This window comes from Salinispora fenicalii, assembly GCF_000514815.1.
Lineage (GTDB): Bacteria > Actinomycetota > Actinomycetes > Mycobacteriales > Micromonosporaceae > Micromonospora > Micromonospora fenicalii.
In genome coordinates, this window is sequence record NZ_AZWQ01000026.1 from 1 (window position 1) to 20,348 (window position 20,348).

Below are 20,348 nucleotides of genomic sequence, written 5' to 3' on the forward strand. Positions count from 1 at the left end.
CGGGGTCTCGGGCTGCGCCGCTTCTTCTCATGTCAAACGGTACCGCATGGTACGGTGTGGTGCATGACGAGGATTACGTTGCGGGAGTTCCGTGATGGCGCGGGTCGGGTGCTGGACGGGGTTGAGCGCACTGGTGAGCCGGTGATCATCACGAAGTACGAGCGGCCCGTGGCCGTCCTGGTGGGTATTGACGAGTGGGAGGAGATTGAGGCGTTCCGGGATCGTCGGGACGCTGCGGTGATTGCTCGGTCCCGTGCCGAGGGTGAGTTCGTGTCGTTGTCGGCGGCTCTGGAGTCGCTTGGGGTGGATCCTCGTGAGGTGGAGGCGCTGCTCGCCGACCGGGCCGGCGGTGCGGCGGCGTGAAGGTTCAGATCGACCGGGACGTGCTGGTGTGGCTGCACAAGCAGCCCCGCAACGTCTTCCTGACCGTCCTGAGCGCGATCCTCGGCCTGGTCTCCGACCCCGCGCCCACAGAACTCGACCGAGATGCGCGACGGATCCGGGCGCCGATTGCGCGTCGGTGACTACCGCGTCCTCTACCGCCTCGACGGCAACGAGCTGACCATCCACGCCGTCGGGCACCGCAAAGACGTCTACTCATGAGCCGTCCCGCGTCCCTATCCGGCTGCAATGGGCTCACGGCCAAGGACCACCACTCACCGGCGTCGCCGCGGTGTCCGAGGAATTGAGCAACAAGGAACTCTTGGATGGGATCAACAATCCCGCAGATGGTGATGGAATTCTTGGCTCCCGTGACGGGAGTATTCTTGGAGGTCGCCACCGCTTGGACGAACTTCAGCGAAGGATCAGTGACGGCGAATCGGCCCGAAGACACAAATCCGCATCGACGTCTACGACGGAGGGTGGCGCCCAATGCCTGTTATTCGTTCTACCGACCATGAATTTCGGGTCTGTCAGATCAGCTTCGATACGCTGATTGAGATTCAGTTGGAAGCGGAGGGTCGAGGATGGGCGACCCGGTGGACCTCGGTAGACGCGCTCCGCAGCCAGGTTAAGGAGGACTTCATTGTCGTTCAGTCGCTGTTGCGGGAGGAGCGAGGAGGGGCTGTGCGCGCCTACCGATGCCTCCTGTTGTTTTCGACCTTGGATGATGGAGGCGCCGGAGGAGTTGCCACAATGGATATTGATCCGGCAAGGTTCGAATCGCTGGAGCGACTCGATCGAGATCCAGATGTTCGAAAGGTACTTGCCCGGATGTTCTCCCTTATGTCGGGCGGGACTTCGACAGTTTCCAAGAAGTAGTGGCTCTTCTCGTGCTCCAAGGGCGGTGCGGTCACTATTGGAGGCGGTTACATGATTGCCTTGGAGTGCCTTTGGTGGCGCGGCAGAGAATGGCCTTTCATGGCTGTATGACGGGATAGCGCGTCGCTACCTAACGTATTCGCGCTGCTTCCTTGTGCTCTTGGGTGGTGGTTGTTCGCGGAGGTTGCTGTCAGGACCTGGGCCCTTATCTAAATAAATGAAAGGGGGCGCGATCGCGACTGTGGGCAAGTATCCGCTGGGAGGAGATCGAGGCGTTCCGGGACCGCCGGGACGCTGAAGTGATCGCCCGTTCCCGGTCTGAGGGTCAGTTTGTGCCGCTGTCGGCGGTTCTTAAGTCGCTTGGGGTGATCCTCGTGAGGTAGAGGCGTTGCTGGCCGACCGGGCCGGTGGTGCGGCGGCGTGAAGGGCTCCGATCCTCGGTCTGATGTCCGACCCTGCGCCGCAGAACTCGACTGAGATGTGAGACGGATCCGGGCGTCGGTTGCGCGTCGGTGACTACCGCGTCCTCTACCGTCTCGACGGCGCTGAGCTAACCTCCCACGCCGTCGGGCGCCGCAAGGACGTCTACTCGTGAGGTGATGGTGCCGCCCAGGCTCGGCGTCATGTCCGGCCGTAGTGAGCTCCGGGGCCAAGGGCCACTATCGGGCTGTCGTACGGCGGCGCCGTCGTACGACTTGTCGAGGCCGGGCACCGGGTGACGGGAATCTGACGTCGCTCGACCGCGAACCGGTCACGCACGACGCCCGGGTCGACGGGATCATGGTTGCGGTGCCAAAACGTGGTCGTTGCCGCTAGCATCGTGCTGTTCTGAGGAGACCGGATGGACGACGTCACCCTCCGGGCCCTGTGCCTCCTCGAGGAGGCACAGGCCGGCGGCGCGGCCCAGGTGCTGGTGGCCGCCGAGTCCGCGCTGCGGACACCGACCGGGGACATCTGCGACGGCCCAGCCGCGATGCACTTCGCGCGCGTTGTGGCGTTGACCCGACTGGGTGACCTGCGGGGCGCCGTCACCGCAGCCGACCTGATGCTGGCCGCCGCCGACCGGGAGCACAGCGTGGGATGGCGTTCGTGCGCGCTGTCGCTGCGTGCCATCCGGCGGCTGCGTCTCGGCGACCTGGACATCCGTGAGCACGACATCGTCGCGGTGCTCCGGGATCTGGTCACCGCGGAGACCGCTCTGCTCGCCGGTGAACCCGACCCCGTGATCGCGGGCAACGCCCACACCGGGATCGCGATCGGGTACGCGCAGCTGCGTCTGTACGAGCTGGCCGAGCCCCAGTTCCAGGCGGCGTACGAATCCACCCTTCAGACGACGTACCCGGACAACGGCAACCGGGCGATGTGGTTGTGCAACCTCGCCGAAAGTAACCTGATGTGGGCCCTGGAGCTGTACCAGGTCGGCCAGGTGGCGGAGGCGGAGCAGCATCTCACGGTGGCCGAGGACTACGCGGTACGGGCGGCGGCGGAGGCCTCCGGGCCGAAGGCGGAGGTGTGGCGGCACCTGGGGTTGCTCTTCGCGGCGTCCGCGCGTGCCGAAGGCCGGGATCCGACCGGCGCGGCCGATGACATCCCTCGGTGCATCGCCCAACTCCAGGCCCTCGGCGTGCCCGCGCAGCAGGCGGAGGTACTGCTGTGCCGGCCTTTTCACGCGGTCGCGCTCAACCGCTCCGGTCGGCTGGACGAAGCCCTGCGCGTCATCGAGGAGGCTGTCGTCGACCTGTCATCCGACGTCGCCTGGCTGGTGTCGGCGGCGTTGCACCGGACGCACGCGGTGTTGCTGGCCAAGAATGGTGCACGCGATGCCGGGCCGGGGCTCACCTACGGCGACACGCTCGCCGAGCTGTTGTGGCGCCAACGGCACCGTTGGCTGCACGCGGCGGTGACGATGCAGTCGTACGACCTCCTGCGCTGGCAGCATGAGCAGGCGGAGCGGGCGGCGCGGACCGACCCGCTCACCGGGGTGGCGAATCGGCGTGGGCTCGACACCTTCCTGCGGGACCTGGCGGCCCCGGGGACGACCGACGACCACCGGGTCGCGGTGCTCGCCCTGGACATTGACTGTTTCAAGCGGATCAATGACTCCCAGGGGCACGCCGCTGGCGACGAGGTGCTGCGCGCTGTGGCGCAGGCGCTGACAGCCAGCGTCCGCAAGGGCGACTTCGTGGCCCGGCTGGGCGGCGACGAGTTCGTCGCCATCCTCCCCGGTGCCGACTGCGCCGCCGCGGAACAGGTTGCCCTCCGGGCAGTTTCCGCCGTGGGCGGATTGACGCCGTGGCGGACGGGGGTCAGCGTCGGGGTCGCCAGCGGTGCCGCCCATTCGCTCGGGATATCGCTGGCTGATGCCGACCGTGCGATGTACGCCGCGAAGCGGGCCGGCGGCAACCAGGTGAGCCGCGGGCACGTCGCGACCTGAGCTCGGCAGCGACTCCAGCCGCGTCGGGGCGATGAGGGTCGGCCTCGTCGGGCGTGACGGTGGTCGGCCGCGTCGGCGTGACGATGTTCGGCCGCGTCGGCGTGACGATGTCCGCCCCCATGGGCGCGGTGGCTGCCGATATCCGGGCCAGCCCGTGAGTAGGTGGGGGAGGATCCCCACGTGACGGGCGAAATTCCTCGTGGGCGCCGGTGGTCCGCCCGGAGCACCGGGGCCAGCCGGCGCAGTTCCCCACTGCGGGCGTTCCTGCACACCGAGACCGGCAGCGCGCGGGTGCTGCTGGCCGCCGCCGTGGTCGCCCTCGTGTGGGTGAACCTCGACGAGTCGTCGTACGAGTCACTGTGGGGCACCACCTTCTCTGTCCAAGTCGGCAACTGGCAGGTCGCACACGATCTGCGGTTCTGGGTCAACAGCGGACTCATGACGTTTTTCTTCCTGGTAATCGGCCTGGAGGTACGGCGCGACTTCGATCTGGGCGAACTGCGGGAGCGGCGCCGGTTGATGCTGCCGCTGCTGGCGGGGATCGGCGGCATCCTGGCGCCGATCGCGATCTACCTGGCGTTCAACGCCGGGAAGCCGACGGCTATGGGTTGGGGCGTGGTGATGGCGACGGACACCGCGCTCGCGTTGGGCATGCTCGCCGTTCTCGGCCCCCGCTTCTCCGACCGGTTGCGGAACTTCCTGCTGACCGTCGCCGTCGTGGACGACCTGATCGTGATCGCGGTGTTGGCGATCGCCTACCCGGAGCACCCGTCGCCCACGGCGTTGTTCGTCGCAGCCGGCATCTTCGCGCTTGTCCTGCTGATCCGTGCGGCCGGTGTGCGGTGGGGGCCGGGATACCTGCTGCTGGGGGTGGCGGCGTGGCTGGCGGTGTCGGAATCGGGGGTCGACCCCGTGGTGGTTGGTCTGGTGATGGGGCTATTCACCTACGCCTACGTCCCCGCCCGCACCGAGCTACGGCAAGCAGCCGATCGGTTTCGGCTGTTCCGGGAGCAACCCAGCCCGCAACTGGCGCGATCGGTCCGAGACGGGCTTGCCGCGGCGCTGTCCCCGAACGACCGGCTGCAACACATCTACCACCCCTGGGCCAGTTATCTGATCGTGCCGCTCTTCGCGTTGGCGAACGTCGGCGTGGTGGTCGACGGTGACCTGCTGGCTCGGGCGGTGACCTCACCGGTCACCCTCGGCGTCCTCTTCGCCTACCTGGTCGGCAAGCCGGCCGGAATCGTAGTCGCCTCGCTGCTGGTGGCCCGGCTCAGCCAGAACCGATTCCGGGCACCGGTCGGCTGGGCCGCGATCATCGGAGTCGGCACCGTCTCCGGTATCGGGTTCACCATCGCGTTGCTGATCGCCACCCATGCCCTCCACGGGCCCGCCCTCGACGAGGCGAAGGTCGGCATTCTCGTGGCGACAGTCGGCGCGTCCCTCACCACCTGGCTGGTGTTCCGCCTCGCCGCCCGGCTTGCCCCGGCGCGGCGGGCCCGTGCGCTGCTGGGCGCCGCGGAGGGGATCATCGACCTGATGGTCCCGGTCGATCCGGATCGAGACCATATCCGTGGTCCCCGCGAGGCACCGGTGACAGTAGTGGAGTACGGCGACTTCGAGTGCCCGTACTGCGGGCAGGCCGAGCCGGCGGTCCGGGAGCTGCTGGCCGAGTTCACCAGCATCCGGTACGTCTGGCGGCACCTACCCCTCACCGAGGTGCATCCCAATGCCCAGGTGGCCGCCGAGGCCGCCGAGGCAGCGGGGGAGCAGGGGGCCTTCTGGGAGATGCACGACCTGCTGCTGGCGCACCAGGGTGAGCTGCGCCCTGCCGATCAGCTCCGGTACGCCGAACGACTCGACCTTGATCTGGACCGGTTCCGCGAACACCTCGCCGATCGTCGCGGCGCTGCCCGGATTGCTGAGGATGTCGACGCGGCCGATCTGAGTAGCGTCTCCGGTACGCCGACCTTTTTCGTCAACGGTCGCCGACACCACGGCCCGTACAACATCGAGGCGCTCTCCGCGGCGGTCACGGCGGCGTTCGCCAGCGCGCGGCTTCGCCCCGAGGGCGGCCGGGAACCGGGCCACCGACGCGAGGGTGGGCCGGAGCGGCCGGACACGGAACCGGGGAGTTCAGAGTCCCGGCCGGCAGAGTGACCGGGGCGGGTGCCGACGGCGTGACGGATGCGGACAGCCGTGGGCGGCGGGGCGGGAAGGTTTCTGGTCGACCCGTCGGGGAAGTCAGCGGTATGGCCGAAACCTTCGCGGATCAGGATCTGGCTACCCTGCGGTCCATCGCGCGTGGCGCCGGGATAGCGGACACCGAACGCATGCCGCACGACGAGTTGGTCGAGATGCTACGCCGGGCCGGCTTGGCCGAACCGGACAGCGATGCGGCCGAGCAGCCGACTCGGGATCCGGCCGGGCTCGCCGGCCTGCCCCGCAGTGATCTGACCTTGGGCGACGAGAGCACTGGTGGACGGGCCGCTGAGGAGTCGATCGGTGCCTGGCCGGGCGAGTCGGGCACCGAGATCCCCGACCGTACCGAGCGCTGATTGCCGACTGCTGACTACTGAGTAAGGGCGCACCGCCCCCGGGGCCGAACCAGCCTGTTCGGCCGGGGGCGGTGCGTGCTCAGCCCAGCCCGGGAACCCCGTCGAGCCGGAGGCCGGAGCGAGCCCGCGATGTGACTGGCGGGCGGTCCCCGCCGAACCGGGCCGTGTCGACCGGCCCGGCAGGGCATGGTGGGGGTATGACGACCTCGCAGTCCAACGCCGCTGGTCACCCCGCCGATCGAGGGGACTGCCACCCCCAGACGTTGCTCCTGCTGGGGGCGTCCGGTGATCTGGCCGACCGGCTGCTGCTGCCGGGCCTGGGTCGGCTGGTGGCCACGGGTGACCGGCCGAATCTCACCCTGCTCGGCAGCGGCGTGGACGACTGGGATGACGAGCGTTGGCGGCGCCGGGTGGCGGACGCCTTCGCCGCGGCGGGCGCGACCGGTCCCCGAGTCAAGGAGGTGGTCCGCACCACCTGCTATCTGCCCGCCGACGTGACGAAGGAGGAGGATCTACGCCGGCTGCTGTCGAACTGTCACGACCAACTCGTGATCTTCTTCGCGCTGCCGCCGGCGATCACTGCCAAGGCCGCCGCTGCGCTAACCCGGATCGGCGTGCCACCGGGCACCCGGCTGATGTTGGAGAAGCCCTTCGGTACCGACGCTGTCTCGGCCCGCTCCCTCAACGAGGTGCTGGCCCGGCTGGTACCGGAGGAGCAGGTCTACCGCATTGACCACTTTCTCGGTAAGTCCACGGTGATGAACATCCTCGGGCTGCGCTTCGCCAACCGGATCTTCGAGCCGATGCTGACCTCCACGCATGTGGCCTGCGTGGACATCGTCTTCGACGAGACACTGGGACTGGCCGGGCGGGCCGGCTACTACGACGGTGCCGGCGCGCTCATCGACATGGTGCAGAGTCACCTGCTCCAGGTCCTCGCGCTGATCGCGATGGACGCCCCGCCCACCCTCGCCGCCAGAGACCTGCGGGGTCGGAAGGCGCAGGTGCTGCGGGCCACCCGGGTGTGGGCGGACGACCCGGCGACGTGGAGCCGTCGGGGTCGGTATGCGGCGGGGGAAGTCAACGGGAAGCGGCTGCTCGGGTACGCCGACGAGTCCGGCGTTGACCCGAACCGGGGCACCGAGACGTTCGCCGAGGTGGTCCTCTGCGTCGACACCTGGCGCTGGGCCGGCGTTCCGTTCCGACTGCGTACCGGCAAGGGGCTCGCGGCTCGCCGCAAGGAGGCCGTGGTCACGTTCAAGCAACCGCCCCGGGTGCCATCCGGCCTGATCGGGTACGACCAGCCCGACCGGCTGCGGATCGGCTTCGGCCCGGACCGGCTCGGCCTCGACGTGAACATCAACGGCCCCGGGAACCCGTTGGAACTGGGCCAGGCGCACCTGGTGGCCGACTTCGGCCCGGGGGGCCTGCCGCCGTACGGGGAGGTGCTTCGCGGCGCCTTCGACGGCGACCCCACGCTGTCGGTCCGGGGGGACACCGCCGAGGACTGCTGGCGGATCATCGCGCCGGTGCTGGAATGCTGGCGGGCGGGGGCGGTGCCGCTGCGGGAGTACCCGGCGGGCAGCTGGGGCCCAGAGGATTCCCTGCTGATCCCGGTGCCGGGCGTGGCGACCGGGGGCTGACCCGCCAATGCCCGGCGCAGCGACTGCGCCGCAATGCTCGACGTGGCGGTGGGCTGACCGCAATGTGGACCAGTGCGGCGATGACGTGCTTGAACACGACCCGGTCCGGGATTCGGCGGCGGTGGTGCAGGCAGGCACGGGACTCCATCGATCACTGAGCGTAGACAACTCTGATGATCGACGTCCGGTGCCTGTTTGCTACATCGGAGTACCGGCGGATCTTGGATACCTACTGCCGGTCGCTCTAAGCTAGACCGCTCCGAGGCTGAACCGGCGCCGATACTGCGAGGGAGCTAGCCCCGTCTCGCGGCGCATCAATGTACGCAGGTTGGCGGTGGTGCCGACCCCGCTGTTCCGCGCGACCACCTCGAGGCGTGACTCACCTTGCTCGATCAGCCGACATGCCAGGTTGAGGCGTTCCCGAGTGAGCCAGGCCAGCGGCGTTGTGCCCAATTGCGCTCGAAAACGGCGGTGCAGCGTCGCCGGGCTGACCGAGGCATGCCTCGCCAGGTCAGCAACGGCTAATGGCGCGTCGAGCCGCTCCTGGGCCCATGCCAGGGTGGGCGCGAGGGACTCGTCGGGAATGTCGAGCGTGGGCCGCTCGATGAACTGCCGCTGGCCACCGTCGCGGTGCGCCGCGAAGACCAACCGTCGACTGACATGGTTGGCGATCTGCACGCCGTGGTCTCGGCGGACGATGTGCAGCCCGAGGTCGAGGGCGGCCGCGCTGCCCGCAGCGGTGAGGATGTCGCCGTCGTCCACGAACAGTACGTTCTCTTCGAGTCGGACGGCGGGGAAGCGGTCCCGGAACGAGTCCGCCCACTGCCAGTGCGTGGTCGCCCGTCGCCCGTCGAGCACTCCGGCCTCGGCAAGGGTGAAAGCGCCGCTGCAGAATCCGACCAGTCTCGTACCGCGTGCGTGCGCCCGCCGTATGGCATCGAGTACAGCAGGGCGGCGGGGCACGTCAGGGTCAGGCCGATTCGGGACGATCAAGGTGTCTGCCGTGTCGGCCGCCTCGAGACCGTGGACGCCGGTCAAGGTGAAGAAGCCGTCCCGCATCAATGTGCTCAGCCCGGGCGAGCAGAGACGGAAATCGTAGAGATCGCGGCCGACCTCGGGTCGACGCAGGCCGAAGATCTCGGTTGCGCAGCCGAGCTCGAAGGGGTTCGAGTTCTCGTCCACGATGACGACGACGCGGTGGGGCTGCGTCGAAGCAACTGGCTGCGAGGATTCTTGCGACATGCGCTATTTATAGCACCCACACCGACCTGGTCAACGGAGGATGATTTCCGCATGAGCCATGAACCGATCGCCCTCAGTGCGGCCCTGGCCTCCTTCGACGCGCTGTGGAGCCCCCGTATCGTCACTCGCGTCAATGACTACGACGTGCGCATCGCGCGGGTTTCGGGCGAGCACATCTGGCACGTCCACGAGGACACCGACGAGTTCTTCCTGGTCCTCGACGGGGAGCTACACATCTCCTTGCGCGAGCCGGCTGGGGAGCGCACGGTCCGGCTTGCGCAGGGTTCGGTCTTTACCGTCCCACGGGGTACGCAGCACAAGCCGTACGCTCCCGCCGGCGCGGCAATCCTGATGTTCGAGCCGACAGGAACGCCGACAGTCGGCGATCGCCATGACGAGATTCCTAATCACATCGACGCGACGACGGGACACCTCCTCGACTCCTGAGGCCCAGGCATCGCCGCTTTTCACGGTGTAGGTCATCCAGCTATCCGCGACACGTTGCGCCCGGACCGCCAGGCTTGGCGGTCCGGCAGGCGCGAGGTGGTACGAAGCGGCCGTCGGCTTCCGCGCCTCGTCCACCAACCGTTGCTGTCCACCCACTTTGCCGCTCCCGCCATATGGAGGACCGCGCGGCCCGTGCTGTTGGGACTCCGTCGGTCGCCACCGCTATGGTTCCGTCGTTGCCCCGCCAGAGGGGGTGCGATCGCGCTGATGGTGTCGCCAGCCGCGCCGATGGCTAGTGCACGCTGTCACACACCGCGTGGCCCGGCAGCGACCGGTTCGTTCGAGCAGGAGGTTCGTGAGTGGGCAGCACCCGTAGCTTGGAGTTCGTAGGCGGTGGGTCCCCGAAGTTCTGGGAGATCACCTGCGACGGCCGTGAGGTGGTCGTCCGGTACGGCCGGATCGGAACGACCGGCCAGACCACCACCGAAACCCTGAACACCGAGGACGCGGCCGCCGTCTACGTCGACAAGCTGATCGCGGAGAAGCTGCGTGAGGGGTACCTCGAATCGAGCAACGCCCCGGGGCAACCGTCAGCCGCCACTCCGGTCGCGGCGGCACCGACGGTCGTCGGGGTCAACCAGGAGGATGAGCCGGCCCCGGCAGAGGTCGCCGCCTCCGCGGCGCCTGCCGTCAGCGAGGACACCTTCGTTGTGCCGCCGTCGTGGCGCCGCAACCTCTTCCCCCGTCGAGGGGCTGCCGGTGCGGCGGTGCGCAAGCCCGACCTGACCTCCCGCGCCAAGGGGGTGGCGCTGCTTGACAAGCTCTCCGGGCACATCGAGCAGGCCCTTCGGCACACCCAGACCGAGCCGGAGGTGGCCGCGGCCGGCCTCCAGCAGCTGGCTGGAAGCCCGTCTCCGCTGGGGGCGGCGGCGGTCGCCGCCGCCGTGGTGGACAGATTCACCTGGCGCGAGCGGGACGAACCGCGGGGGCTTGCCGACCTGTGGCTGGCCGACTACGGTCTTCGCTTTGCCGTGGCGGCGGCGGTCGAGCTGCTGTCGCTGGGCTGGAACTGCGGCAGCCGCCACCAGTCGGGAGCCACCCCGATTCGCCATCTGCACCCGGACGAGATTCGATCGTGGTGGGTGCACGAGCCCGGGCTGACGATCGCCGGACGGGTCCGAGCCGCGCTCGCCGTCGCACCGGACGACCGGTATGCCGACGCCCTGGCGGCCCTTGGCCCGTTCCGGGAAGGCACGCTGCACCAGCGGGTGGCGGCGGCGTTTCTCGCACCCACCGAGACCGACTGGCACGACGAGACCGTCGCGGCCGTCTCCGCCGCCGGCAACCGGGTTCTGGCGACGATCCTCCTGACCGTGGTGACCTCCCCGACGCACGTCGCCCAGGCCGTTGACAACGCCCAGGACCATTCTGTTTTCCCGTCGGCGGCACTGCTCTACTCGTTCGTGGCCGGTGCCGGCCCGGCCGCGGCACCCACGCTCGCCGCCTGGCTCGACGACGCGTACGCCGATGCCGACATTAAACGCAGGCTGCTCGCGGCGTTGGCCGCGTTGCCGGGCGACGAGGCGTTCCACCTGCTGCTCGACCGGTGCGACCAGAAGTACGTGCCAGCTGCCCTGCTGGACGCCGCCGGACGGTTTCCCGTCCGTGGGCTTCGGCTGCTCGCGGGAAGCCGGCAGCGCGGTGTGGGTGACCTGCTGCGGGCGCACGTGCTCGCCAACCCCGAGCTGGCCGAGCGGATGCTCCCGACGCTGCCGGACGACACGGCGGGACGGATTCGCGCCGTCCTGGCGGCGACGGTCGCGGTCACCGAGGCATCCGCGGAAGTTCTTCCCAACCTGCTCGTCCGTCCGCCCTGGATGGGCAAGCGGCCGGCCCGCCGACCGATCGTCGTCGACGGCCTGGTGTGCCGGGACGAGCCGACGATGGTGTGGGGCGCTGGCGAGCGCGAGGCGTGGCGTGACGACAGCGGCCACCACCGGGCCTGGTCCAATCGCAACCGCAGCTGGGAGTCGCTGACGGCGCGGGTGCGCGACGGCCAGGCGACCTGGTGGGAGGCGGCTGACTTCTTTGTTCGCGCGTCCGACGAGATCGCCCGCCCGCTGATCAGCGGCTGGCGTCCGCAGGACCTGTGGGACGGCGGGTCGTGGATGCGCATCGTGGTGGGCCGTTTCGAACTCGACGCCCTACCTGCCGCCCTCGACGCCGCCCGGCGCAGCCCGGTGACGATGGCCGGAACGCTGCTGCCGTACGCGGCCCCGGAGATCGCGGTCTTGATGGTCGACTGGCTTGGCCGGCTCAAGTCGACCCGGGCGACGGTCCATGCCTGGTTGACCCGGCATACCGCGGTGGCCGCCCGGGCACTGGTCCCGCCGGCGCTGGGCCGGCCCGGAGCCGCACGGCGTCAGGCCGAGCGGGCGCTGTGGGCGTTGGCTGGCAGCGGGCACGCCGACGACATCCGCACGGCCGCGAAGGAGTACGGAGCAGAGGCGGCTGAGGCGATCGACGAGTTGCTGGCCGTTGACCCGCTCGACGTGCTGCCGGCAAGGATCCCGAAGCTGCCGGACTGGGCAGATCCGGGCCTGCTGCCGCGCGTCCAGTTGCGCGACGGGTCAGGTGTCCTGCCGCTGCCGGCCGCCGGCCACGTGATCACCATGCTCGCGATGTCGCGCCACGGCGATCCGTACGCTGGTGTCGCGGTCGTCAAGGACGCCTGCGAGCCGCGCAGCCTCGCCGACCTCGCCTGGGCGCTGTTCCAGAACTGGCAGGCCGCGGGTACCCCGTCGAAGGAGAGTTGGGTGCTCGACGCGCTCGGGCTCGTCGGCGACGACGACACCGTGCGCCGGCTCGCGCCGGTGATCCGGGCCTGGCCCGGCGAGGGCGGTCACACGCGGGCGGTCGCCGGCCTCGATGTACTCGCCGCGATCGGCACCGACGTGGCGCTGATGCATCTGCACGGGATCGCGCAGAAGGTGAAATTCAAGGGCCTCAAAGAACGCGCCAACGCCAAGATGCGCGAGGTCGCGGCGGGGCTGGGGTTGGCACCGGATCAGCTCGCCGACCGGCTGGTACCGGACCTGGGGCTCGACGCGGCGGGCAGCCTGACCCTCGACTACGGCCCGCGGCGGTTCGTGGTGGGTTTCGACGAGCGTCTCAAACCGTACGTGCGCGACGCTGACGGCAAGCGGCGCAAGGATCTGCCCAAGCCCGGCGTCAAGGATGACGCTGCCCTCGCGCCCGCCGCCTACCGACGGTTCACTGGGCTGAAGAAGGACGTCCGTACCATCGCCAGCGAGCAGATCCGCCGGCTGGAACAGGCGATGGTGACGCAGCGACGGTGGACCGGCGCCGAGTTCCGTCAGCTCTTCGTGGGGCACCCGCTGGTGTGGCACCTGGTACGGCGGTTGGTGTGGGGGCGCTACGACGATCGGGGCGAGCTGGTCGGTGCCCTGCGGGTGGCCGAAGACCGGACGTTCGCCGATGTGGATGACGACCCGGTCTCGCTTCCCGACGACGCCGTGGTCGGTGTCGCCCACCCGGTGCAGCTGGCCGATGCCGTGGCCGCCTGGGGCGAGGTGTTCGCCGACTACGAGATTCTGCAACCGTTCCCGCAGCTCGGCCGGGACGTACACACGCTGGTCGAGACGGAGCTGACAGCGCACCGGCTGACTCGGTTCGAGGGGATCACCGTGCACGTGGGCAAGCTCCTCGGCCTGGAGCGCCGTGGGTGGCACCGGACATCACCGGGAGACGGCGGTGTCCAGTATGTCGAGCGCGAACTGCCGGGCGGGGGCGCCGTCGTGATCGGGCTCGACCCAGGCATCGCCGTCGGCCTGGTCGGCGAGTTCGTTGACCAGAAGCTCACCGAGATCTGGGTGCGGCGTGCCCAGGACAGTTACTGGGACAACGTACGGGTGGTGTCGTTCGGCGACCTGGACCGGGTTACCGTTTCCGAGATCATCCGTGACCTTGAGGAGATCACCGCATGAGCGTGGCTAACGGGCGATCGGCCGGCGCGGTGCGCGCCGACGGCGGCGCTACGCCCCAGGCGCAGCGGCCGCCGGCCGAGGTGCGCTACGCCGACGAGTTGGCGCGGCTGCGCGCCGAGGACACCGCGGAGCGGCCGCCCGGCTGGGCGCTGAGCCTGCAGGCGGCACGGCGGTTCATTCTCGGTGACGAGCAGGCCGGCATCCGTCGCAAGTTCGTCGGTGACCCGTCGCTCATCGACCGCGCCCTGGTCACCCTCGCGACCAGTCGCGGCCTCATGCTCGTCGGCGAGCCGGGCACCGCCAAGTCGCTGCTGTCGGAGCTGCTGGCCGCCGCGGTTAGCGGAAACTCCACATTGACCATCCAGGGTGGCGCGGCGACAACCGAGGACCAGATCAAGTACTCGTGGAACTACGCCCTGCTTGTCGCCGAGGGCCCGTCCCGGCGGTCCCTGGTGCCGGCGCCGCTGTTGCACGGCATGGCGGAGGGCAGGGTGGTCCGGTTCGAAGAGATCACCCGATGTCCCCTGGAGGTGCAGGACTGCCTGCTGTCGCCGCTGTCCGACCGGGTGCTCGCGCTGCCGGAGCTGACCGGCGACGACGCGATGGTCTTCGCCCAGGAGGGATTCAACATCATCGCCACGGCCAATACCCGTGACCGTGGTGTCAACGACATGAGCTCTGCGCTCAAGCGGCGGTTCAACTTCGAGACGGTCTTCCCGATCGCCGACTTCGACACCGAACTGGCGCTGGTCGTCACCGAGGCGGGTGAGCTGCTACGTCGCTCCGGGGTGACGGTCGAGCCACGGCGCGACGTACTCGAGGTACTGGTTACCGCCTTCCGCGAGCTGCGTATCGGCCAGACATCCCGCGGCGACGCGATGGAGCGCCTGTCAGCCGTGATGAGCACCGCTGAGGCGGTGTCGGTCGCCCACGCCGTCGGGCTACGCGGCTGGTTCCTGCGGGGCGAACCAGGCACGGCGGCCGATCTCGTGTCGTGCCTCGCCGGCACGGCCGCCAAGGACAACCCCGACGACCTGGCCCGGCTGCGGCGCTATCTCGAGCAGCAGGCCAGTCGGCGCTCCGGCGGGCAGTGGAAGGAGCTGCACATCGCCCGGCACCTGCTGCCCGGCTGATGGGAGCCACCTTCATCGGCGTGCGCCACCACAGCCCGGCCTGCGCCCGGCTCGTCGCCGAGACAATCTCGGCACTACGACCGGCGTACGTACTGGTCGAAGGACCAGTCGACATGAACGGGCGGCTCGACGAACTGCTACTCGGCCACGAGCTGCCCGTCGCGGTCTTCACAAGCTACCGCGACGCGGAACGGCAGCATGCCTCCTGGGCGCCGTTCTGCGCGTACTCCCCGGAGTGGGTCGCGCTGACCACGGGCCGCGAGGTGGGTGCCCAGCTGCGCTTCATCGACCTGCCCGCCTGGCATCCCGCGCTCGCTGGCCGACGTAACCGTTACGCGGACGCTGAGCAGCGGTACGCCGACGTGGTGGCGTCGCTGTGCCGCACGTTTACCGCCGACAACGTCGACACGCTGTGGGACCACCTGTTCGAGGTCCCCCCGGCCGATGGCCTCGCCGAGCGGCTCGCAGTCTACTTCGACCTGGTCCGCGGCGAGTCGACGGCTGGTCCGGAGGACGCCGAGCGGGAGGCGTACATGGCCCAGTGGGTGCGGGCGGCCGTCGCCGACGCCGGGGACCGACCGGTCGTGGTCGTCACCGGCGGGTTTCACCGGCCGGCACTCATCCAGCTCAGCGCCACCACCAACAGCGCCCCCTCCCCGGTCGACCCCACCTGGCCGCAGGCACCAGAGCTCCCGGCGACAGCGGCCGGCGGCAGCTACCTGGTGCCGTACTCGTTCCGCCGGCTCGACGCCTTCGACGGCTACCAGTCCGGGATGCCGTCGCCCGACTACTACCAGCGGCTCTGGGATACCGGGCCGGAGTCCGCCGCGGACCAGTTGATGGCCGCGGTGGTCGGGCGGCTGCGGGAACGGCGACAGACGGTGTCGACGGCGGACCTGATCGCGGCGCGAGTCTCGGCGGAAGGGCTGGCCCGGGTACGCGGCCACCGGCACCTCGCCCGGGTCGATGTCCTGGACGGACTGGCCGCCGCACTGGTCAACGAGGCGCTCGACGTACCCCTGCCCTGGTCGACCCGGGGCACCCTGCGCACGGGCACCCATCCTGCGATAGTCGAGATGGTCGCCGCTCTCAGCGGCGACCGCGTCGGCCGGCTGCATCCGTCGACCCCACTGCCACCGCTGGTGCACAACGCCGAGGCCGATCTGGAGCGGCACGGGCTCGACCGGCCCGGCGACATACGCCTGAAGCTGACCGACCCGACCGACCTGGAGCGCAGCCGGATCCTGCACCGGCTGCGAGTCCTGCGGATCCCCGGCTTCACCCGGCACGCCGGCCCCACCACCGGCATCGACCCGGTCCTCGACGAGGAGTGGAGCGTACGGGTCGACGACAACCGCTTGCCGGCCCTCATCGAGGGCGGCGGCCACGGCCGGACGCTCGATGAGGTAGCGGCCGCAGTGCTGGCGGATCGGATCGCCGCCGCCCGCGGTGACATGGACCAGCTGGCCGCCGCCCTGTTCGACACGGCCCTGTGCGGCAGCGGGCAGGTATCCGACCGGGTGCTGCACGACATCATCGGGGCGGTCGCCGCCGCACCCGAGGTGGGACCCGTCGGCCGGGTACTGGCGGTCGTCCTCGCGTTGTGGCGCCACGACCACCTGCTGGGCACCGCTCGCACCGGAATGCTGGGCGCGGTCGTCAAGGCCGGGGTAGAGCGCGTCCTGTGGCTCGCCGAGGGGGTTTACGGCGGGGCGACGCCAGCCGAGGCGGCGCGGATCGACGCGCTGGTGGCAGTCCGCGATGCCCTCGTGCACGCCCGGTCCGCGCTCGGGCTCGACCGCGAAGCGGCCCTGACCGTGGCAGCTCGGATCGCCGGCAACGCGGACGTGCCGCCGGACCTCCGCGGGGCGGCGTTCGGCTTCGCCTGGTCGCTGGGCGCCCAAGTCGAGCCGGTTCGCGCCGTGCGCGGCGCGTTCGTCCCGGGGTCGGTCGGTGACTGGCTCGCCGGGATGTTCGCGCTGGCCCGGGAGGAGGTCCTCGCGGCCGACGGCGTCCTCGACCTGCTTGACGAGCTGCTCAGCGGGATGGGTGAGCAGGAGTTCCTCGTCGCCCTGCCGGCGCTGCGCCAGGCGTTCGGGTACTTCCCACCCCGGGAACGCGAGACGATCGCCCGGCACGTGCTGGCCCGACGCGGCGTCGCCGGGTCGGGCCGGACGCTGCTGCGGCTGCCCATCGCACCCGACGTGGTCGCGGCCGGCCGCGACCTTGACGAGCGGGTCAACGCGCTTCTCACCAGGGAGGGACTGATGGGCACGTGACCGATCCCGAACTGGAACGGTGGCGGCTCGTGCTCGGCGAGCCCGGCAACGCCGCCCTCGGTCGCCGATCGCTCGCGGCCGAAACCGCGGCCCGCGACGCCGCGCTCGAATGGCTGTACGGCCGCGACGAGGAACTCGATCGCCGGGGCGTGCGCCGCGCCGGCGGCCGGCCCGGCGGCGACGGTCCCTCGACGCTGACCACAGTGGACTGGCTCGACGACATCACCCGGCTCTTCCCCCGCGAAACCATCGAACGACTGCAGCGCGACGCGGTGGAGCGGTACGAGATCCACGACATAGTGACCGACCCCGCCGTGTTGGAACGTGTGGAGCCCAACCAAAGCCTGCTCAGAGCGGTGCTGCGCACGAAGCACCTGATGAACCCGCAGGTCCTGCGGCTGGCTCGGCGCATCGTCGAAGCGGTCATCCGCCAACTCATGGACAAGCTGGCGACCGAGGTGCGGGTGGCGTTCACCGGCGCACGGGCCCGGCGGCCGAGCCGGTTCCGGCAGGCACGCAACTTCGACGTCCGGCGCACCATCAACGCCAACCTCGGCCACTACCGGCCCGACGAGCAGCGGCTGTTCATCGAGACGCCGTACTTCTTCTCGCGCACCCGCCAGCACATCGACCAGTGGCAGGTGATCCTGCTCATCGACCAGTCCGGGTCGATGGCCGACTCGGTCATCCACTCCGCGGTCACCGCCGCCTGCCTGTGGGGACTGCCCGGCGTCCGCACCCACCTGGTCGCCTTCGACACCGACGTCGTTGACCTGACCAGCGATGTCGACGACCCGGTCGAGCTGCTGATGAAGGTGCAGCTCGGCGGAGGCACCAACATCGGCCGCGCGGTCGACTACGCCGCGCAGCTCATCGAGCAGCCCCGGCGGGCCATCGTCGCGCTGATCACGGATTTCTACGAGGGCGGATCGGAGGAGCGGCTCGTGCGTGCCGTAAGTGGCCTGGTTGAGCAGGGCACCAAGGTGCTCGGGCTGGCCGCGCTCGACGAACAGGCCACCCCGGTGTACGACCGGGCGGCCGCGCAACGCCTGGCCGACGTCGGCGCGTCCGTCGGCGCGATGACGCCGGGCGAACTCGCCACGTTCGTCGCCGAGCAGGTGGGCCGATGAGCGCACCCCCCGCCACCCCCCGCGGCGACCTGCTGGCCCTGACGCCCGATTCCCTGGCCGCCCTGACCAACCGAGGGCTCGTCAAGCGGGCCATCAAGGAGCTCGACCAGGCCGCGCCGGCCGTCACCGTGGATGGTGACGGCACCGTGCGCAGCACCTTCCCCGACGGCACCGCAGCCAGCCTGCCAACCGGCGGCCTGGACGCTGGCGCCTGCTCCTGCGACGCCACCGCGGTCTGCCGCCACCTCATCGGGCTCATCCTCGCCTACCAGCGGCAACAATCCGCTGCCAGCTCGCTCGCCGACCCCGGCCCACAGCCACCCCGGCGGCCGGCGGCACCGCGTTCCCCGATCGACGTTCCGTCCGCCACCCCGCCGAGCACCGGCACTGCCCCGGACCCGTGGTCACCGGGTGCGTTCACCGACGAGCAGCTCACCAGCCGCATCGGCGCCCGGCTGATGGCCGCCGCCCGGCGGGTGGAGCGCGCCGGATTCCTGGCCCGGGTACGCCGTCCCACATCCACCGACCCCATCCCCACCGTCGAACTGGGCTCGACCACCGTACGCTTCCTCGTCCCCCACGACCTCGGGTTCGTACACACCGACGCCGTCGCCGGCACCCGCGACGACGTGGTAGCACTCGCGGTGTGGGCGTTCCGGATCGCGGACGAACGCGCGCCCGGGTTGGCCGAGGCCCGGGTCGAGGTCGGTGGCCCGGCCAACGACGACGGCAGCGGCTCCGGGTTCGAGGCGACGATCCTGCTCGCCGACCGGGTGCTGCGCGACGGCGCCGTGCACGTCGGAACCGGTATCGCGGCGGCTGTCGCCGAGCAGCAACAGGCCCTGGACGCCGGCGGACTGCGCTGGCCGCTGCTTGCCCTCGGCGACCTGGCCGACCAACTGACGGCGTACCGGGAACGCAGTGCCCGGTACCGGCCCGACACGCTGGCCGGGCTGATCCTGGAGCTGCATGCCCGTCACCGAGCGGTCTGCAACGGCGGCGGCAGTCTGCGGGCCCTGGTGCTCGGCACAGACGAGACAGCCGAAACCCCCCTTCGCCGATTACGGCTCGACTCCCTCGGCTGCCGGGTATCGGCGGTGGGCGAGCAGCGTACGGTGGAAATCTTCTATGCGCACGCCGAGACGGCCACGGTGCTGGTGCTACGCCGTAGCTGGGACGGAGAGGCCGACGGCGCCGCCCTGGCCCGCCGACGCATCGCTGGAACCACCGTCGATGCCTTGGCCACCGGCAACGTGATGACCGAGTCCGCCGTACGCAGCGCGAGCCGCGCTGTTCGGCTGGCCACCAGCCGGGTCGCGCACACCACAATCAACCCGTCACAGGGGAATTGGGACGCGCTACCCGAGGCGCTCGTCGTGCGGGACATCGATGCGCTCGGCGTCGAGCTCGATGCGCTACCACCGCGGATGGTCCGGCCCCGCATCGAGGCCGAGCTGGTACGCGCCGTGGCGGTCAGCGATGTCCTGACCGTCAACTACTCGCCCGGTCAGCAACGCCTCGACGCCGTCATCGTTGATGCGCACGGCACCCGCGCCACCGTCACCGCCACCCACACGGTTGCCGCGCCCGGCCGACTCGACGCGGTCATGGCGGCCCTCACCGGCAAGCACGGCCGGGTTCAATTCGTCAGCGGGATCGTGCACCGCTCCGCCGGCGAAGTGGTGATCGATCCTCTGGCGTTCGCCGTGGAGGGTGCGATGGTCGTACCGGACCTGGCGCCTTCGGTGGCGAGTCACCTCGGGTTCGACAGCGGCGACGAGCCCAGCCCGCTGGTCGCCGCGCTGCAAGGATCCCGGACGCTACTCACCACTGTTGCTCACCAGGGGCTGCTGCACCTGCCGACCACCTACCCCGACCGCCTGCTCGGCGCAGCCCGCGAGCTCACGACGGTGGGGCTGCGGCGGGTGGCGAGCGCCGTTGACGGCTTCGCCGGGACGCTCGGCGCGGACCCCGGCGAAGACGCGGTGCAGGCATGGGTGGACGCGTACTTGCGCGTAGAGGTGGCCCTCGACCTGTGTTGATGCGAGTCCGAGGCGTGACCGCCTCCCCCGCTCATCGGCGGACCGTGCGGCAAGCCTTGTCCCAACGCCCGGCGGCACTCATCGAAGGGTGCAGATATGTGCTACGCCGCGAGTCGGGCGGAGCATCGCCTGGAGCCGAGGAAGCTGCGACGGTCGGCGTGAACCCCCCG

The 20,348-nt window shown here is 70.1% G+C and carries 12 protein-coding genes and 4 pseudogenes; 14 read left to right on the forward strand and 2 right to left on the reverse strand.

Annotated features, from left to right (window positions below; all coding sequences use genetic code 11):
* Positions 1-63: 63 nt before the first annotated feature.
* From B116_RS0114460 to B116_RS0114495, 8 genes and pseudogenes are all read left to right on the forward strand, one after another.
* Complete coding sequence (locus tag B116_RS0114460) at positions 64-363, forward strand: type II toxin-antitoxin system Phd/YefM family antitoxin (RefSeq protein WP_188116001.1); 300 nt, start codon at positions 64-66, stop codon at positions 361-363.
* Positions 360-603, forward strand: a pseudogene (locus B116_RS27510) (type II toxin-antitoxin system RelE family toxin). Before B116_RS0114460 ends, B116_RS27510 begins: the two are co-directional and overlap by 4 nt.
* A 917-nt stretch (positions 604-1,520) precedes the next feature.
* A pseudogene (locus B116_RS26715) lies at positions 1,521-1,687 on the forward strand (prevent-host-death family protein); the annotation flags it as partial.
* A gap of 9 nt (positions 1,688-1,696) precedes the next feature.
* Positions 1,697-1,858: pseudogene (locus tag B116_RS29010) on the forward strand (type II toxin-antitoxin system RelE family toxin); the annotation flags it as partial.
* Between the two features lie 246 nt (positions 1,859-2,104).
* Positions 2,105-3,697 carry a GGDEF domain-containing protein gene (locus B116_RS0114475; protein WP_027660483.1) on the forward strand — a complete coding sequence of 531 codons (1,593 nt, stop codon included), beginning with the start codon at positions 2,105-2,107 and terminating at the stop codon, positions 3,695-3,697.
* Positions 3,698-3,877: 180 nt separating this feature from the next.
* Positions 3,878-5,857 (forward strand): Na+/H+ antiporter NhaA, encoded by a 1,980-nt coding sequence (gene nhaA / locus B116_RS0114485; protein WP_027660484.1) that lies wholly within the window; start codon positions 3,878-3,880, stop codon positions 5,855-5,857.
* Between the two features lie 92 nt (positions 5,858-5,949).
* Entirely contained in the window at positions 5,950-6,255 is a 306-nt protein-coding gene (locus B116_RS0114490) for a hypothetical protein (protein WP_018723490.1), read from the forward strand.
* Positions 6,256-6,452: 197 nt separating this feature from the next.
* Positions 6,453-7,898 carry a glucose-6-phosphate dehydrogenase gene (locus B116_RS0114495; RefSeq protein WP_027660485.1) on the forward strand — a complete coding sequence of 482 codons (1,446 nt, stop codon included), beginning with the start codon at positions 6,453-6,455 and terminating at the stop codon, positions 7,896-7,898.
* A 25-nt stretch (positions 7,899-7,923) separates the two neighbouring features.
* On the opposite strand, the pseudogene B116_RS29015 reads toward B116_RS0114495, so the two are convergent.
* Positions 7,924-8,022, reverse strand: a pseudogene (locus tag B116_RS29015) (IS5/IS1182 family transposase); the annotation flags it as partial.
* Between the two features lie 125 nt (positions 8,023-8,147).
* Positions 8,148-9,140 (reverse strand): GlxA family transcriptional regulator, encoded by a 993-nt coding sequence (locus B116_RS0114500; protein ID WP_027660486.1) that lies wholly within the window; start codon positions 9,138-9,140, stop codon positions 8,148-8,150.
* A 51-nt stretch (positions 9,141-9,191) separates the two neighbouring features.
* Between B116_RS0114500 and B116_RS0114505 the strand changes: the two genes are divergently transcribed.
* From B116_RS0114505 to B116_RS0114530, 6 genes are all read left to right on the forward strand, one after another.
* Positions 9,192-9,587: a cupin domain-containing protein gene (locus B116_RS0114505; protein ID WP_027660487.1), complete on the forward strand. Its 396-nt coding sequence runs from the start codon at positions 9,192-9,194 to the stop codon at positions 9,585-9,587.
* A 359-nt stretch (positions 9,588-9,946) separates the two neighbouring features.
* A complete protein-coding gene (locus B116_RS0114510) occupies positions 9,947-13,594 on the forward strand; it encodes a DUF4132 domain-containing protein (protein ID WP_027660488.1) in 3,648 nt (1,215 codons plus the stop codon).
* Positions 13,591-14,727, forward strand: coding sequence for an ATP-binding protein (locus B116_RS0114515; protein WP_027660489.1), 1,137 nt, complete (start codon positions 13,591-13,593; stop codon positions 14,725-14,727). The genes B116_RS0114510 and B116_RS0114515 overlap by 4 nt, the downstream gene beginning before the upstream one ends.
* Positions 14,727-17,006, forward strand: coding sequence for a DUF5682 family protein (locus B116_RS0114520; RefSeq protein WP_027660490.1), 2,280 nt, complete (start codon positions 14,727-14,729; stop codon positions 17,004-17,006). Before B116_RS0114515 ends, B116_RS0114520 begins: the two co-directional genes overlap by 1 nt.
* On the forward strand, positions 17,003-18,136 hold the full coding sequence (locus B116_RS0114525) for a VWA domain-containing protein (protein WP_027660491.1): 1,134 nt from the start codon (positions 17,003-17,005) through the stop codon (positions 18,134-18,136). The genes B116_RS0114520 and B116_RS0114525 overlap by 4 nt, the downstream gene beginning before the upstream one ends.
* Positions 18,133-20,178 carry a hypothetical protein gene (locus tag B116_RS0114530; RefSeq protein WP_027660492.1) on the forward strand — a complete coding sequence of 682 codons (2,046 nt, stop codon included), beginning with the start codon at positions 18,133-18,135 and terminating at the stop codon, positions 20,176-20,178. The genes B116_RS0114525 and B116_RS0114530 overlap by 4 nt, the downstream gene beginning before the upstream one ends.
* The last annotated feature ends 170 nt before the right edge of the window (positions 20,179-20,348 follow it).